A 13,069-nucleotide genomic window follows, 5' to 3' on the forward strand; every position below is an offset into this window, starting at 1 on the left:
AGGCCGCCTCCTCTGTGCTGACTTTTCGGGCATGCCGACGAGTACGCGGGGACCACGTCGTGCAGGCCGGTGTTAACTGGCGGCTTCCTGGAGCACGCGGCGGTACAGCAGGCGCGAAACGGCGCGTGCGGTGTCGACGACGGGTTCGCCGAGTTCCATCAGCCGACGGTAGGGGGTGCGCACGCTGGGCGCCGCGACGGCGATCGCCGCCACCCCGCGTCCCGCGGAGTCGAAGACCGTCGCGCCGACGGCGCTCACGCCGTGCTCGGTGCCCTCGACGTTGATGCCGAACCCGCGGCGCCGCGTCAGCGCCAGCTCCCGCAGCAGTGCCGCGAACTCCGGGCCCGCCGCCTCGGTCCGCAGCCGGAGCCCCTGGGGGTACAGCTCCGACAGCTCTTCGTGGGTGAGGGTTGCCAGCAGCGCCTTGCCGCCGGAGGTCAGATGGGCGGGCAGGACCTTGCCGACGCGGCTGCGGACCCGCCCCGGACGGACGGTCTCCGCGCCGCCCACGAACCGGGTGCCGGTTCCTTCCAGGGTGACCAGGTGGACGGTCTCCCCCGTCGCGGCCGACAGTCTGTCCAGGTGGTCCTGAGCCTTCTCGACCAGACCGGCGGGTTCGTGGGCTTCCGTGGCCACCATTCTGAGCGCCGGTCCCGGTCGGTACACGTGCTGGCGGTCCTGCACCGCGAAGTCGTGGTGCACCAGCATCGCCAGCAGGCGATGGGCGGTGGACGCGGCGATGCCGAGATCGCGGGCGACGTCCTGGACGCGGAGGGACTCGCGCTCACCGAGCAGGAAGATCAGACTCAGTGCGCGGTCGACCGAGTTCAGCGGGTATGCGGGAGTGGACAACGACCTCACCGTCCCTTCCTCAGTGGGCATAGCGGTCCTGGAGCACGCGCTTGACGAGCTTGCCGGTGGGTGTGCGCGGCAGTTCGGTGGCGAAGTCGATGCTGCGCGGGACCTTGTAGCGGGCGATCCGCTCACGGAGGTATCCGGTGAGCTCCTCGGCGAGTTCCGCACCGGGTTCGGCTTCCGGCGCCGGCTGGACGACGGCCTTGACCGACTCCCCCATCTCCGCGTCCGGCACCCCGATGACGGCGACGTCCTGGACCTTGGGATGCAGCGCGAGGGCGTCCTCGATCTCCTGCGGGTAGATGTTCACCCCGCCGGAGATGATCATGAAGTCCTTGCGGTCGGTGGGGAAGAGGTAACCCTCCTCGTCCAGGTAGCCGATGTCGCCGGTGGTGGTCCAGTTGGGGTGCCGGGGGTGCTGGGCCCGCGCGGTCTTGTCCGGGTCGTTGTGGTAGCGGAAGGACAGCTCGGGGCGCTCGAAGTAGATGAGACCGATCTCGCCGGCGGGCAGTTCCTCGCCGTCCTCGCGGCAGATGTGCGGGATGCCAAGCTTGGACTGTCCCACCGAGCCGGGCTTGCGCAGCCATTCCTCGGTGCTGATGACGGTGAACCCGTTCCCCTCGGTCGAGCCGAAGTACTCGTACAGGACCGGGCCCCACCAGTCGAGCATCGCCCGCTTGACCTCGACCGGGCACGGTGCCGCCGCGTGGATGGCGACCCGCTGGCCGGACACGTCGTACTTGCTGCGGATCGCCTCGTCGAGCTTGAGCATGCGGACGAACATGGTCGGCACCCACTGGCTGTGCGTGACCCCGTAGCGTTCGATGGCCGCCAGTGCCCCCTCGGCGTCGAACTTCTGCATGAGGACGACGGTCCCGCCCAGGGCGTGCACGATGCCGCCGAAGCGCAGGGGCGCGGCGTGGTACACCGGCGCCGGGGACAGGTAGACCGTGTCCCGGTCGAAGCCGAAGAGCGGTCCGGAGGTCGCGACGTTGATGTCGCCCGGCTCGTGGACCTGGTGGGTGGGCAGCGCCGGCTTGATGCCCTTGGGGCGGCCCGTGGTGCCCGAGGAGTAGAGCATGTCGATGCCGCGGGGCTGTGACGGCAGCGGCTCCGCCGAGGTGCCGGCGAGGGCGTCCTCGTAGGAGCCGTAGTGCTCGACGGGGCCGTTGTAGGCGAGGCGGATGGTCACGGCGGGTGTCTCGGGCACGATCTCCCGGGCGACCTCGGCCACCCCGGCGGACACCACCAGTGCCTTGGCTCCGCAGTCGTTGACGATGTAGCTGACCTCGGCGGGCGCCAGGTGCCGGTTGACCGAGGTGATGTACAGGCCGGACCGCAACGCGGCCCAGTAGACCTCGAACACCTTCGGGTCGTTGTCGGTCAGTACGGCGAGGTGGTCGCCCCGGCGCAGTCCCGCGCCGTACAGATGGCGGGCCAACCGGGCCGAGCGCTCGTCCAGTTCACGGTAGGTGATGGTCTCGTCGGTGCCGGCGACCACGACTGCCGGCTTGTCGGGGAACTCCGATACGTAGGCACCTGGGTACATGTGCGGCTCCTTGCAACTGCGTGGTTCGGCAAATCAGTTGGACGGTCGTCCACCGTCGCGGCCGGAGGTGACGCGGTTGCTCAGCACGCCCAGCCCTTCGATCTCGATACGGATCTCGTCCCCGACCTTCAGGAAGTCGCCGGTCGCCGCAGCCACTCCGGCGGGCGTGCCGGTCAGCACCAGGTCGCCCGGTTCGAGGGTCATCACCCGGGACAGGGCGGCGATCTGTTCGGCGACCGGCACCAGCATCTGGCTGGTCGAGCTGTCCTGGCGGAGATCCCCGTTGACCCAGGTCCGGATCGCGAGCCGTTGCGGGTCGGCGACTCGCCAGTGCGGGACGAACGCCGGGCCGGTCGGGCAGAACCCGTCGTGGCCCTTGTGTCCGATCCAGTCGAAGCCGAACGGCGGGCCCAGCGGGTCCTTGCGCCGGAAGTGGCCGCGAGCGGAGATGTCGTTGGCCACCAGGTATCCGGCCACGTGCCGCAGGGCCTGCTCCGCGCTGACGTCGCGCACCCGGTGCCCGATCACGACGCCGAGCTCCGCCTCGTAGTCGAGGCGGACGTCAGGGCCGGACGGCATCGGGACGGGTGCGCCGGGGCCGGTGACGGTGGTCGTCGGCGGCTTGAGGAAGAAGAACGGCCGGGCATCCGCGGGCGGGTCCGCGAGCCCCATCTCCTTCATGTGGTCGCGGTAGTTGGCGCCGGCGCAGATGACCTTGTTCGGGTAGGTCAGCGGCGCCGCCAGCGGTGTCCCGGCCAGCGGCCCGACGCGCCGCTCGGGCGTCCAGGTGCGCAGGAGCCCGCCGGCGGTGTCCCAGTCGGCGAGCACCGCCATCAGGTCGAGACCGGCGAGCTGCTCCGGCGGCGCGAAGATCTCGTCGCCCACGACGACGGCCAGCTCGTACGGAACTCCTGGTCCGTCCTGGATCTGGACGAGACCGGTGAGGGTGTCTGTCATGTCTACGCCTCTGATCGCACCTCGCCCACGACGGAGGCGTCCTGGGCGAGGTGGTTGTTGGTCAGCATGTTCTCGATGGCGACCGCGGTCGCCCGTACCTTGTCGATCACCTGGCGCCGGTCGCGTGTCGAGAGCCGGAAGACCGGCCCTGCCACCGTGACGGCACCGGGTCGCTGACCGTGCCGCACGATGCCTGCGGCGCAGGCCCACACGCCCGGCTCCAGCTCCTCCTCACTGGTGGCCCAGCCCTGCTGTTCGGCCTCGGCGATCTCGGCTTCGAAGGCCTCGCGGCGGCCGGCGAACCCGCTGTCGACGCGGACCCGCTCATCGAGGTGGCGGGCGCGTTCCTCCGGCGACATAGCCGCCAGCAGCACCTTGGTCGTCGCCCCCGATCCGAACGGGAAGGTGTGGCCGACGCCGAAGTCCAGGCGCAGCGCGTGCGAGGACACCACGCTGGACATGCAGACGGCCGCGGCGCCCGACTGGCGCATGAGCATGACCGTCTCGCCGACTTCGGCGGACAGGGCCTCCAGGTGGGGCTGTGCGACGCGCACGAAGTCCTGCACCGCGATCGCGGCGCGCGCCACGGGCAGGATGCGCGGGGTGACCTGGAGCGCGGAGGACTCCTCGTCCTCCTCCAGCAGGTCCAGCTCGCGGAAGAGGGAGATGTAGCGGTAGATGCTGCTCATCGGCAGCTCCATCCGCTGCGCCAGCTCCGCCGGGGTCGCGCGCGGGTTCTCGGCGTCGAAGCTCAGCAGCATCTGCAGGGCTCGGCGTGGGCTGGACACGCCCGGCGTGAGCCGAGTGGGTTCGTCTGTCATGTCAGTTCGCCGTCCCGGGGTGGTGGGCGAACTGCTGGGAGCGGTGTATGAGTTTCCAGTTGCCCCGGAACAGCGGTTTGACGGTGTGCGTGCGCCATCGCCACTGGTCACCGAGGAGCTCCCAGGTGCTGTCGAACCAGCACGCGGAGACGAGTTCGGGCTGCCCGGTCGAGGGGTCGACGGCGAAGAGGCTGAGGTAGTTGCGGACCTGGGCACCCGGCGGGCTCGCGGACTCGTCGACGTCGATCGTGACCGTCGAGATCACGTGCTGGGTCTGCGCGTCCTCGCGGATGACGGTGCGGCCCCACTCGCGGACCGCCTCGGCGCCCGGTGCCTCGCAGAAGTGGTAGCGGCCGTGCTCGAAGAGCGCGGCCAGCCGGTCCCAGTCATGCGTGTCCGATGCCAGGGCGTACTCGAACAGCTGCCGACTGATCTCCGTCTCGGCGCTCTGCCGCAGATCGGTCATGACGTGGTTCCTTCCGTTGCCTTGTCGCGGCCCCAATATCCCGTGCGCTGGCGGTGTTCCGGCCATCCCGAACAGACCGCTCCGGTCAGCTGGGTGCGCAGGCACTGGGGCGGGTCGCAGGCACAGCCGTGGATGTCGTCGCCCGCGGCGGCCTTGGCCGGCCAGTCGGGGTCCGCCAGCAGCGGGCGGGCCAGGGCGACACCGGCCACCTGTCCGCCGGCCAGCAGGCTCTCCGCTCGGTCGGGGTCTGCGATGCCGCCGTTGGCGAGCACGGGGATGGAGACGGCCGACTGGATCGCCAGGGTCGCGCCGAGCTGATGCCCCCAGCGCCGCTCCTCGCCGTCGGCGGTGATGGCGCGCACCGTCTCGAAGGTGGTGACGGACGGCAGCAGGAAGTCGGCTCCGTTCGTCTCCAGGATCATGGCGAGTTCGATGGCCTCGTGCAGCGACCAGCCGCCGTGCGCCGCCTCGTCGCCGAGCAGCTGGACGCCGACGATCGGATCAGGACCGACGCGGAAGCGGATCTCCGTGAGGCATTCCAGGGTGAAGCGGATGCGGTTCTCGAAGCTGCCGCCGTAGCGGTCGGTGCGGGTGTTGGTCCGGGGGGACAGGAACTGGGAGGGCAGGAAGCCCTGCGACGCGTGCAGCTGCACCCCGTCGAATCCCGCCTCGATGAGCAGCGCGGCGGCGCGGCCGGTGTCGGCCACGGTGTCGGCGATGTCCTTCTCGGTCATCTCCGTCGGGGTGACGATTCGGTCGCCGACCAGCCGGAAGGGCAGGGCGGAGGGGGCGAGGCGCGGCTGCTCCTCGTACCGGTCCCAGGGACCCCCGTACCGGCCGGCGTGTCCGAGCTGGGCGACGATCAGCGCGCCCTCCTCGTGCACCGCCTTGGCCAGCGCGGCCAGGCCCTCGACCTTCTCCTCACTGTCGACGACGGTCTGTTGCGGCAGTTGCCGTCCGGCCTCGCTGACCGTGAAGTGCTCGGTGATGACCAGGCCGACGCCGCCCTGGGCGCGCCGGGCGTAGTGCTCGATCTCGGCCTGGGAGACCGTGCCGTCGGGGTTGGCGTAGGCGACGGTCATCGGCGCGAGCGCGATCTTGTTCCGGGCCTGCTTGGAGCCGATCCGCAGGGGCGAGAACAGCGTGGGGTGGGCCGTGGTGCTCATCCGTTGAACACTCCCCCGTCGACGTACAGCGTCTTGCCGGAGATGAAGGCGGACTCGGAGCCGAGCAGGAAGGCGACGGCGGAAGCGATGTCCCCGGGCTTGCCGTGCCGGCCGAGCGGAGGCAGGGGAAGCGCCGCCGAGCGGACGGGGTCGCTGAGGAGCTCCGCGGTCATGGGGGTCTCGGTGATGCCGGGTGCCACCGCGTTCACGCGGACGCCCGCCGACGCCACCTCGTCCGCGAGTGACTTGACCAGCATCGCCAGCCCCGCCTTGGACACGCAGTACGGACCCCGGCCGACGAGCGGTCGTACCGCGCCGCCGGAAGTGAGGGCCACTATCGATCCGCCGCGGCCACCCTGGACCATGGCGCGCGCCCCCGCACGGAGCGTGTAGAAACCGCCGGTCAGGTTGACGTCCAGCACATGCCGCCAGCCGTCGTCGTCCTGGTCGAGCAGCGGTACGAACACCTCGCCGTCCGGGCTCGCCGGCCGGGCGGTCATGATGCCGGCGGCGTAGACCAGCAGGTCCAGCCCGCCGTACTCGGCGACCGTCTTGGCCACCAGCGCGTCGCACTGGTCGCTGTCGGTGGCGTCGAGCCCCGCGCCGGTGGCCCGGCCGCCCGTCTCCGCGGCGGCGGCCCGCACTCCGGCCTCGTCGCGGTCGGCGAAGACCACCGTGGCCCCGCGTTCCGTGAGCAGCGCGGCGATGTTCCGTCCAATGCCGCCCGCCGCCCCGACGACGATCGCGGTCTTCTCGTGCAAGGGCCCCGTCGCGGCCTCGTTCGCCGAACCCATGGCCAGTCCTTCCGCTCACCAGAATGATTAGACACACTGTCTTGACGTGCCGTCTTCGCCAACCTAGCTTTCTCACATCGTGATGTCCAGATCCACTATGTAAGGCGACTGGGTAGGCCATGATCCACAGCGAAGACAGCAGCCGCGCAGACGTCCTGATCGTCGGCGCGGGCATCGGCGGGCTCACGCTCGCGCTCGAGCTGCATGCGGCCGGGCGTCAGGTGCAGGTCCTGGAAGTCGCGGAAGAACTGGGCGCGGTCGGCGTCGGCATCAACGTCATGCCGCACGCCACGCGGGTGCTCGCCGAACTGGGCCTGCTCCCCGCCCTCAGCGCCATGGCCGTGACCACCCGCGACGGCTACTACTTCAACCGTTTCGGCCAGCAGATCCACCACGAGACCCTCGGCACCGGGGCCACCCACGCGTACCCGCAGCTGTCGATACACCGCGGCGATCTGCACACCGTGCTCCTGCAGGCCGTCCGGGACCGCCTCGGTCCACACGCCATCCGCACCGGCGTGAAGTGTGTCGGCTTCAACCAGGACCGCGACGGCGTGGCCGCGCTCGTCGAGGCCACCGCCGACGGCCGCAGGCTGCCTCCCGTACGCGCGGACGCGCTCGTGGGCTGCGACGGCATCCACTCCGCGATACGCAAGCAGCTGCACCCCAACGAGGGCGCGCCGGTCTACAGCGGTGTCAACATGTGGCGCGGCGTCACCGTCGCCCCGCCCTTCCTCGGCGGCGCGGCGATGGTCAGGGCGGGCTGGCTCACCACCGGCAAGCTGGTCATCTACCCGATCCGCGACAACGTCGACGGCCAGGGCAACCAGCTCATCAACTGGGTCGCCGAACTGGAGACCCCGGCGCACAAGGCGCGCGCCTGGAACACGCCCGGCGAGCTGACGGACTTCTCCCTCGCGTTCGCCGACTGGAAGTTCGACTGGCTGGACGTGCCCGCCCTGCTCGCGCAGGCGGAGTCGGTCCTCGAGTACCCCATGGTCGACCAGGACCCGCTGCCGTTCTGGGGCGAGGGCCGGGTGACGCTGCTGGGTGACGCGGCCCACCCGATGGTGCCGCGCGGCTCGAACGGCGCCGCCCAGGCCATCCTCGACGCCCGCGCCCTGCGCGAACACCTCGCCGAGCCCGACGTCGAGCGCGCGCTGGCGCACTACGAGGCCGAGCGCCGGCCGGCGACCTCAAGCGTCGTCCTGGCCAACCGCGCCACACCGCCGGACGCCATCCTGCGCGAGGTCTACGAGCGCACCGGGGACCGCGCCTTCGACGACATCTCGAACGTGATCAGCCCGGACGAGATGGAGAAGCTGCTCCAGCAATACCGCCGGCTCACCGCCGGCGCGGATCGATGAAATACCTTTCACAGCTCCACGAAGGATCCTCATGATCTCCATTTCCCGCGAATTCCCTGTCAACGAGCCCGGCGAGACGGTAGTCAATCGCTCCCAGCTGTGGCGCGGCCTGGAAATGAAGGCCAGAAACGCCACGCTGTTCGTCCGCCGCATGCAGTCCTGCGTCGTCATCGAGGACGGCGAACTCGAATTCACCCGCGACATCGTCATCCGTGACGAGCCGCACCGTGAGCACATCACCTTCACGCCCGAGGAGAAGGTCCGCTTCGAGCGGATCGGCGGCAACACGAGGGGATACATCACCAACGAGATCCACGAGGACACCGCCGGGAACCTCGTCCTGCGCTTCACCTTCAACCTCGAACGGACCGACCTCGAACCCGGCGGCGCGGAAGAGCGCACCTATTTCGCCAAGGTCGACGCCGAATACGAGGACGCGGTCCGCACCACGCTCGAAACGACGCGCCAGATGGTGCGCGACGAGGCCGGCGAAACCGATGCGAGCCACACGGGAGCTGCGAAATGACACTTCGAGTGACGGGCCTGCTGCATTTCGGACTGCAGGTACCGGACCTTTCCCAGGGCGAGAAGTTCTACGCCGATTTCGGCCTCGACACCCAAGAGCGCGACAGTCGGCTCGTCGTCCGCTGCGACGGACGCGAACAGGACCAGGCCGTGCTCAGCGAGGGCCCCGCCAAGGCCCTCGGACATGTGGCGTTCGGCATCGAGAGCGGGTGCACGCAGGAATGGGCCCGCCATCTGCAGGGCCAGGGGCTGAAGCTCCTCGACGCCCCGGCGGGCGGTCAGGAGGGCGGCCTGTGGTTCCGTGACCTGGACGGAAATCACGTCAACCTGCGCGAGGAACCGCTGGCCGAGTGGCGGTCGTTCGGCGAGCAGACCTACAACTTCGGCGACGCCACCCCGCGCGTGGGCCGGGCCGCCTGGCAGCAGTACATGGGCGGCGTCACCAAGCCGCGACGCATGGGTCACCTGCTGGTGTTCTCCAGCGACAACGAGAAGTCGGAGCAGTTCTACGCCCGCACCCTCGGCATGAAGCTGTCGGACAAGATCCCCGGCCGGGCGACGTTCATGCACTCCGCCCCCGGCGACCACCACATCTTCGGGTTCATCCAGAGCACCCACCCCGGCCTGCACCACACCAGCTGGGAGGTCGCCAACATCGACGAGATCGCGCTGGGCGCCCAGACCATGTCGCAGCGCGGGCATCACGAGGCCTGGGGCCTGGGCCGCCACACCCTGGGCTCCAACCTCTTCACCTACATCCGTGACCCGTGGGGCAGCTGGGTCGAGTACTTCAGCGACATCGACAAGATCGCCGACGACTGGGAGCCGCGCAGCTACGACGTGCCGCCCGCCGTCTGGTGCGCCGTCATGCCCAAGGAGTTCCACGCCAATCTCGAAACGCCGCGGCGGTCGTGACCGAAAGGAGCGCAACGATGCGCGAGTACGACTCCCTGTATGTCGACGGCCAATGGCGCAAGCCGCCGGCCGGCGGGACGATCCCGGTCGTCTCCCCCGTGACCGAGGAGCAGTTCACCAGCGTGCCGCTGGCCGACCGCTCCGACGTGGACGACGCGGTCGCCGCCGCGCAGCGCGCGTTGCGCTCCCCCGAGTGGGGCGCGATCAGCCCCGACGAGCGGGCGGTACTCCTGGAGCGGTTCGCCGACGAGATGGAGAAGAACGCCTCCGAACGTGCTGCGCTCACCACCGCGCAGAACGGCATGCCGATCGGACTGGCCGAGGGCTACGAGGGCCAGGGCCCGGTCTATCTCCTGCGCTACTACGCCGGGCTCGCCCGGGCCACTCCCCTCGAGGAGCACCGGCCGCGGTTCGGTGGCGGGGGCACGACCGTGGTGCGGCGTCAGCCCGTCGGGGTCGTCGCGGCGATCGTGCCGTGGAACTTCCCGCAGGCGCTGACCATGTTCAAGGTGGCCCCGGCGCTGGCCGCGGGCTGCACCGTGGTGCTCAAGCCGTCCCCCGAGACGACGCTCGACGCGCTCGAACTGGCGGCCACGGCCGAGCGTGCCGGACTGCCGGCGGGCGTGCTGAACGTCGTCACGGGCGGCGTCGACATCGGCCGGCACCTGGTCGCCCACCCCGGGGTCAACAAGATCGCCTTCACCGGGTCGTCCGCCGCCGGCCGCGAGATCGGCGAGGTGGCGGGGCGCCTGCTGCGCCCGGCGACTTTGGAGCTGGGCGGCAAGTCGGCGGCGATCGTCCTGGACGACGCCGACCTGAACGCCTCGGTCGAGGGCCTCGCGATGGCGGGCCTGCTCAACACCGGTCAGACCTGCTTCGCCTCCACCCGCATCCTCGCCCCCCGGTCCCGGCACGACGAGGTGCTGGAGGCGGTCGCCGCGTTCGCCTCGAACCTCGTCATCGGTGATCCCACCGACCCGGGCACCCACGTCGGGCCGCTGGTCAGCGACCGGCAGCGGCAGCGCGTGGAGTCCTACATCGAGGCGGGCAAGGCCGACGGCGCGAGGCTCGCGACCGGCGGCGGCCGCCCCGAGCAGGACAAGGGCTGGTTCGTGCAGCCGACCGTCTTCGGCACCGGCAACGACACGAAGATCGCCCGAGAGGAGATCTTCGGCCCGGTGCTGGTCGTCATCCCCTACGGCGACGTGGACGAGGCCGTGGCCATCGCCAACGACTCCGAGTACGGACTTGGCGGCACCGTCTGGACCAGCGACCCCCAGCGGGGTCTGGACGTGGCGCGCCGGGTCGAGACCGGCGTCGTCGGCATCAACAACAGCATGCTCGACTTCGGCGCGCCCTTCGGTGGCGTCAAGTCCAGCGGCATCGGGCGGGAGCTCGGGCCGGAGGGGCTGCACGCCTACTTCGAGCTCAAGTCGGTCTTCCTCCTGGACTAGCCGCTCGTAGAACCGTTCCACCGAATTCCCCAGGCCGGTGACACCGGCTCCGGCGGTGCCCCCTGTCACCACTGGAACCGGCCCTCCCCGGTGCGGCCAAGAAAGGTGCCACCAGGCATGACCAGCACAGTGACCACCATCCGCAGCGCGGACGAGGCACGCAGTCTGATCGATGTGGATCTGCAGCCCAGCGACTGGCTGGAGGTGACCGCCGAGCGGATCGCCGCGTTCGCCGACGCCACCGGCGACCACCAGTGGATCCACCTCGACCCGGTACGCGCCGCCGCCGGCCCCTTCGGCAAGCCGATCGCGCACGGCTTCCTGACGTTGTCACTGCTGCCCGTCCTGATTCCGCAGATCGTGCGGTTCGACGGGTTCGGCATGGTCGTGAACTACGGCACCGATCGCGTGCGCTTCCCCGCTCCCGTTCCGGTCGGCTCGCGGGTGCGGGGCACCGCGCGCATCGAATCGGTCACCGACGTGCCCGGCGGCATCCAGGTGGTGATGGCGGTGGTCATCGAGATCGAGAACGGCGCCAAACCCGCCTGCGTGGTCACGTCCGTCAGCCGCTACTACCTCTGAGGCAGCCATGCACATCGAAGGTTCCGTAGCCCTCGTCACCGGCGCCAACCGGGGCCTGGGCAAGACGTTCGTCGACGAACTCCTCGCCGCCGGCGCCGCGAAGGTCTACGCCGCGGGCCGTCGGCCGGACGAGATCGACGACCGCGGCGACGACCGGGTCGTACCCCTCCCGCTGGATCTGTCCGACCCCGCGTCCATCGCCTCCGCGGCGGCCCGGGCCACCGACGTCACGCTGCTCGTGAACAACGCCGGCATCAACACCTTCACCCCGATCCTGGGCGACGAGGCCGAGATCCGCCGGGAGTTCGAGACCAACGTGTTCGGCACGCTGGCGGTCAGCCGGGCCTTCGCCCCGGTGCTGGGCGGCAACGGCGGTGGTGCCCTGGTCACCATCCTGTCGTCGCTGTCCTGGTTCGTCACCCCGGACAGCGGCGGCTACGCGGCCGCCAAGGCGGCCCTGTGGTCCGTCACCAACGCCCTGCGCCTCGAACTCCTCGAACAGCGCACCAACGTGGTGGCCGTGCACTGCGGTGCGATCGCCACGGACATGGCCTCGGCCACGGCGCGCAATCTGATCTCGCCCCAGGACGTCGCCAAACTCACCCTGGAGGGTGTCGAAGCCGACGCCTACGAGGTGCTGACCGACGAACTCTCCCGCCGGGTGCGCCGCCTGCTCGCCGAACCCGTCGAGGCGATGTACCGCGCGCTGCAGGGGCGCTCCGCGACCTGATGTCCCAGAACTGACGGGCACGGCCACAGGACGGTGCGGGTGCGGACGCACCTCCGGGGTTCCGGCCGTGCCCGTCATCCCCACCACAGCAGTTCCCCAGCACAGTGGAAGGATCGCCATGCAAGGACTCAAGGGAAAGACGGCCATCGTCACCGGCGGCGGCCGTGGCATCGGTCGGGCCGTCGCCACGCGCCTGGCCGCCGAGGGCGTGTCCGTCGCGGTCAACTACCGGTCGGACCGCGAGGCCGCGGAGTCCCTGGTCGCCGAGCTGACCAAGGCCGGCGGGAACGCCTTCGCCATCCAGGGCGACGTCAGCGACCCCGCGGCGTCGCGTGCGGTGATCGACCAGTCCGTCGCCCAGCTCGGCGGGCTGGACATCCTCGTCAGCAACGCCGGCATCGAGCACTTCAGCTCTCTGGACGACATGACCCCCGAGGACTTCGACCGGGTCTTCGGCACCAACACCCGCGGGCAGCTGTTCGCGGCCCAGGCCGCCGCCCGCCACCTCACCGAGGGTGGCCGGATCGTGCTCACCTCGTCGGTGAGCGCCCACAAGGCGGTGATGCACCACGCCCTCTACGCGGCCAGCAAGGCGGCGGTGGAGTCCCTGGTACTCAACCTGGCTCTGGAGCTCGGCCCGCGCGGCATCACCATCAACGCCGTCGCACCCGGCGGCACGCGGACCGACATGGCCGCCTCGGCGCGCGGGAAGTACCGGCACCCCGCGCTGGACATCACCTCGGAGGTCTACTTCAAGTCCCACATCGCCCTGGGACGCCTCGCCGAGCCGGAGGAGATCGCGGCCGCGGTCGCCTTCCTGGTCTCCGACGACGCCCGGTACGTCACCGGCCGGACCACTCAGGTCGACGGCGGCTACTGACACACACG

The 13,069-nt window shown here is 70.3% G+C and carries 14 protein-coding genes; 7 read left to right on the forward strand and 7 right to left on the reverse strand.

Annotation, left to right across the window (positions count from 1 at the left end; genetic code table 11):
* Positions 1–72: 72 nt before the first annotated feature.
* Genes ACGFW6_RS20720 through ACGFW6_RS20750 form a run of 7 tightly spaced genes read right to left on the reverse strand, consistent with a single transcriptional unit; the run spans position 73 to position 6,608 of the window.
* Complete coding sequence (locus tag ACGFW6_RS20720; RefSeq protein ID WP_393511631.1) at positions 73–852, reverse strand: IclR family transcriptional regulator; 780 nt, start codon at positions 850–852, stop codon at positions 73–75.
* A 19-nt stretch (positions 853–871) separates the two neighbouring features.
* Positions 872–2,404, reverse strand: coding sequence for an acyl-CoA synthetase (locus ACGFW6_RS20725; protein WP_393511635.1), 1,533 nt, complete (start codon positions 2,402–2,404; stop codon positions 872–874).
* 33 nt (positions 2,405–2,437) lie between these two features.
* Entirely contained in the window at positions 2,438–3,361 is a 924-nt protein-coding gene (locus ACGFW6_RS20730) for a fumarylacetoacetate hydrolase family protein (protein WP_393511638.1), read from the reverse strand.
* A 2-nt stretch (positions 3,362–3,363) separates the two neighbouring features.
* Positions 3,364–4,182, reverse strand: a complete 819-nt coding sequence (locus ACGFW6_RS20735) for an IclR family transcriptional regulator (protein WP_393511641.1) — start codon at positions 4,180–4,182, stop codon at positions 3,364–3,366.
* A gap of 1 nt (position 4,183) precedes the next feature.
* Entirely contained in the window at positions 4,184–4,648 is a 465-nt protein-coding gene (locus ACGFW6_RS20740) for a nuclear transport factor 2 family protein (protein ID WP_393511644.1), read from the reverse strand.
* Positions 4,645–5,814: an NADH:flavin oxidoreductase gene (locus ACGFW6_RS20745; protein WP_393511647.1), complete on the reverse strand. Its 1,170-nt coding sequence runs from the start codon at positions 5,812–5,814 to the stop codon at positions 4,645–4,647. The genes ACGFW6_RS20740 and ACGFW6_RS20745 overlap by 4 nt, the downstream gene beginning before the upstream one ends.
* Positions 5,811–6,608 carry an SDR family NAD(P)-dependent oxidoreductase gene (locus ACGFW6_RS20750; RefSeq protein ID WP_393511650.1) on the reverse strand — a complete coding sequence of 266 codons (798 nt, stop codon included), beginning with the start codon at positions 6,606–6,608 and terminating at the stop codon, positions 5,811–5,813. Before ACGFW6_RS20750 ends, ACGFW6_RS20745 begins: the two co-directional genes overlap by 4 nt.
* Positions 6,609–6,727: 119 nt before the next feature.
* Between ACGFW6_RS20750 and ACGFW6_RS20755 the strand changes: the two genes are divergently transcribed.
* The 7 genes from ACGFW6_RS20755 (at position 6,728) to ACGFW6_RS20785 (ending at position 13,061) form a co-directional block, all read left to right on the forward strand.
* The gene (locus ACGFW6_RS20755) at positions 6,728–7,975 is read left to right on the forward strand and encodes a flavin-dependent oxidoreductase (protein WP_393511653.1); all 1,248 of its coding nucleotides are present in this window, start codon (positions 6,728–6,730) and stop codon (positions 7,973–7,975) included.
* 31 nt (positions 7,976–8,006) lie between these two features.
* The gene (locus tag ACGFW6_RS20760; RefSeq protein WP_393511655.1) at positions 8,007–8,501 is read left to right on the forward strand and encodes an SRPBCC family protein; all 495 of its coding nucleotides are present in this window, start codon (positions 8,007–8,009) and stop codon (positions 8,499–8,501) included.
* Positions 8,498–9,415, forward strand: a complete 918-nt coding sequence (locus ACGFW6_RS20765) for a VOC family protein (RefSeq protein WP_393511657.1) — start codon at positions 8,498–8,500, stop codon at positions 9,413–9,415. Before ACGFW6_RS20760 ends, ACGFW6_RS20765 begins: the two co-directional genes overlap by 4 nt.
* Before the next feature lie 17 nt (positions 9,416–9,432).
* Positions 9,433–10,869: an aldehyde dehydrogenase gene (locus tag ACGFW6_RS20770; protein WP_393511660.1), complete on the forward strand. Its 1,437-nt coding sequence runs from the start codon at positions 9,433–9,435 to the stop codon at positions 10,867–10,869.
* A 117-nt stretch (positions 10,870–10,986) separates the two neighbouring features.
* The gene (locus ACGFW6_RS20775) at positions 10,987–11,451 is read left to right on the forward strand and encodes a MaoC family dehydratase (protein ID WP_393511663.1); all 465 of its coding nucleotides are present in this window, start codon (positions 10,987–10,989) and stop codon (positions 11,449–11,451) included.
* Positions 11,452–11,458: 7 nt separating this feature from the next.
* Positions 11,459–12,181: an SDR family oxidoreductase gene (locus ACGFW6_RS20780; RefSeq protein WP_393511666.1), complete on the forward strand. Its 723-nt coding sequence runs from the start codon at positions 11,459–11,461 to the stop codon at positions 12,179–12,181.
* A 118-nt stretch (positions 12,182–12,299) separates the two neighbouring features.
* Positions 12,300–13,061, forward strand: coding sequence for an SDR family NAD(P)-dependent oxidoreductase (locus ACGFW6_RS20785; RefSeq protein WP_393511669.1), 762 nt, complete (start codon positions 12,300–12,302; stop codon positions 13,059–13,061).
* The last annotated feature ends 8 nt before the right edge of the window (positions 13,062–13,069 follow it).

The sequence above is a fragment of the Streptomyces sp. Y7 genome (assembly GCF_043195415.1).
Lineage (GTDB): Bacteria > Actinomycetota > Actinomycetes > Streptomycetales > Streptomycetaceae > Streptomyces.

Bases quoted from the DNA above. Each gene is read 5' to 3' on its own strand.
- ACGFW6_RS20725 (WP_393511635.1), bottom strand. From the start codon at position 2,404: ATGTACCCAGGTGCCTACGTATCGGAGTTCCCCGACAAGCCGGCAGTC.
- ACGFW6_RS20730 (WP_393511638.1), bottom strand. From the start codon at position 3,361: ATGACAGACACCCTCACCGGTCTCGTCCAGATCCAGGACGGACCAGGA.
- ACGFW6_RS20735 (WP_393511641.1), bottom strand. From the start codon at position 4,182: ATGACAGACGAACCCACTCGGCTCACGCCGGGCGTGTCCAGCCCACGC.
- ACGFW6_RS20740 (WP_393511644.1), bottom strand. From the start codon at position 4,648: ATGACCGATCTGCGGCAGAGCGCCGAGACGGAGATCAGTCGGCAGCTG.
- ACGFW6_RS20745 (WP_393511647.1), bottom strand. From the start codon at position 5,814: ATGAGCACCACGGCCCACCCCACGCTGTTCTCGCCCCTGCGGATCGGC.
- ACGFW6_RS20750 (WP_393511650.1), bottom strand. From the start codon at position 6,608: ATGGGTTCGGCGAACGAGGCCGCGACGGGGCCCTTGCACGAGAAGACC.
- ACGFW6_RS20755 (WP_393511653.1), top strand. From the start codon at position 6,728: ATGATCCACAGCGAAGACAGCAGCCGCGCAGACGTCCTGATCGTCGGC.
- ACGFW6_RS20760 (WP_393511655.1), top strand. From the start codon at position 8,007: ATGATCTCCATTTCCCGCGAATTCCCTGTCAACGAGCCCGGCGAGACG.
- ACGFW6_RS20765 (WP_393511657.1), top strand. From the start codon at position 8,498: ATGACACTTCGAGTGACGGGCCTGCTGCATTTCGGACTGCAGGTACCG.
- ACGFW6_RS20770 (WP_393511660.1), top strand. From the start codon at position 9,433: ATGCGCGAGTACGACTCCCTGTATGTCGACGGCCAATGGCGCAAGCCG.
- ACGFW6_RS20775 (WP_393511663.1), top strand. From the start codon at position 10,987: ATGACCAGCACAGTGACCACCATCCGCAGCGCGGACGAGGCACGCAGT.
- ACGFW6_RS20780 (WP_393511666.1), top strand. From the start codon at position 11,459: ATGCACATCGAAGGTTCCGTAGCCCTCGTCACCGGCGCCAACCGGGGC.
- ACGFW6_RS20785 (WP_393511669.1), top strand. From the start codon at position 12,300: ATGCAAGGACTCAAGGGAAAGACGGCCATCGTCACCGGCGGCGGCCGT.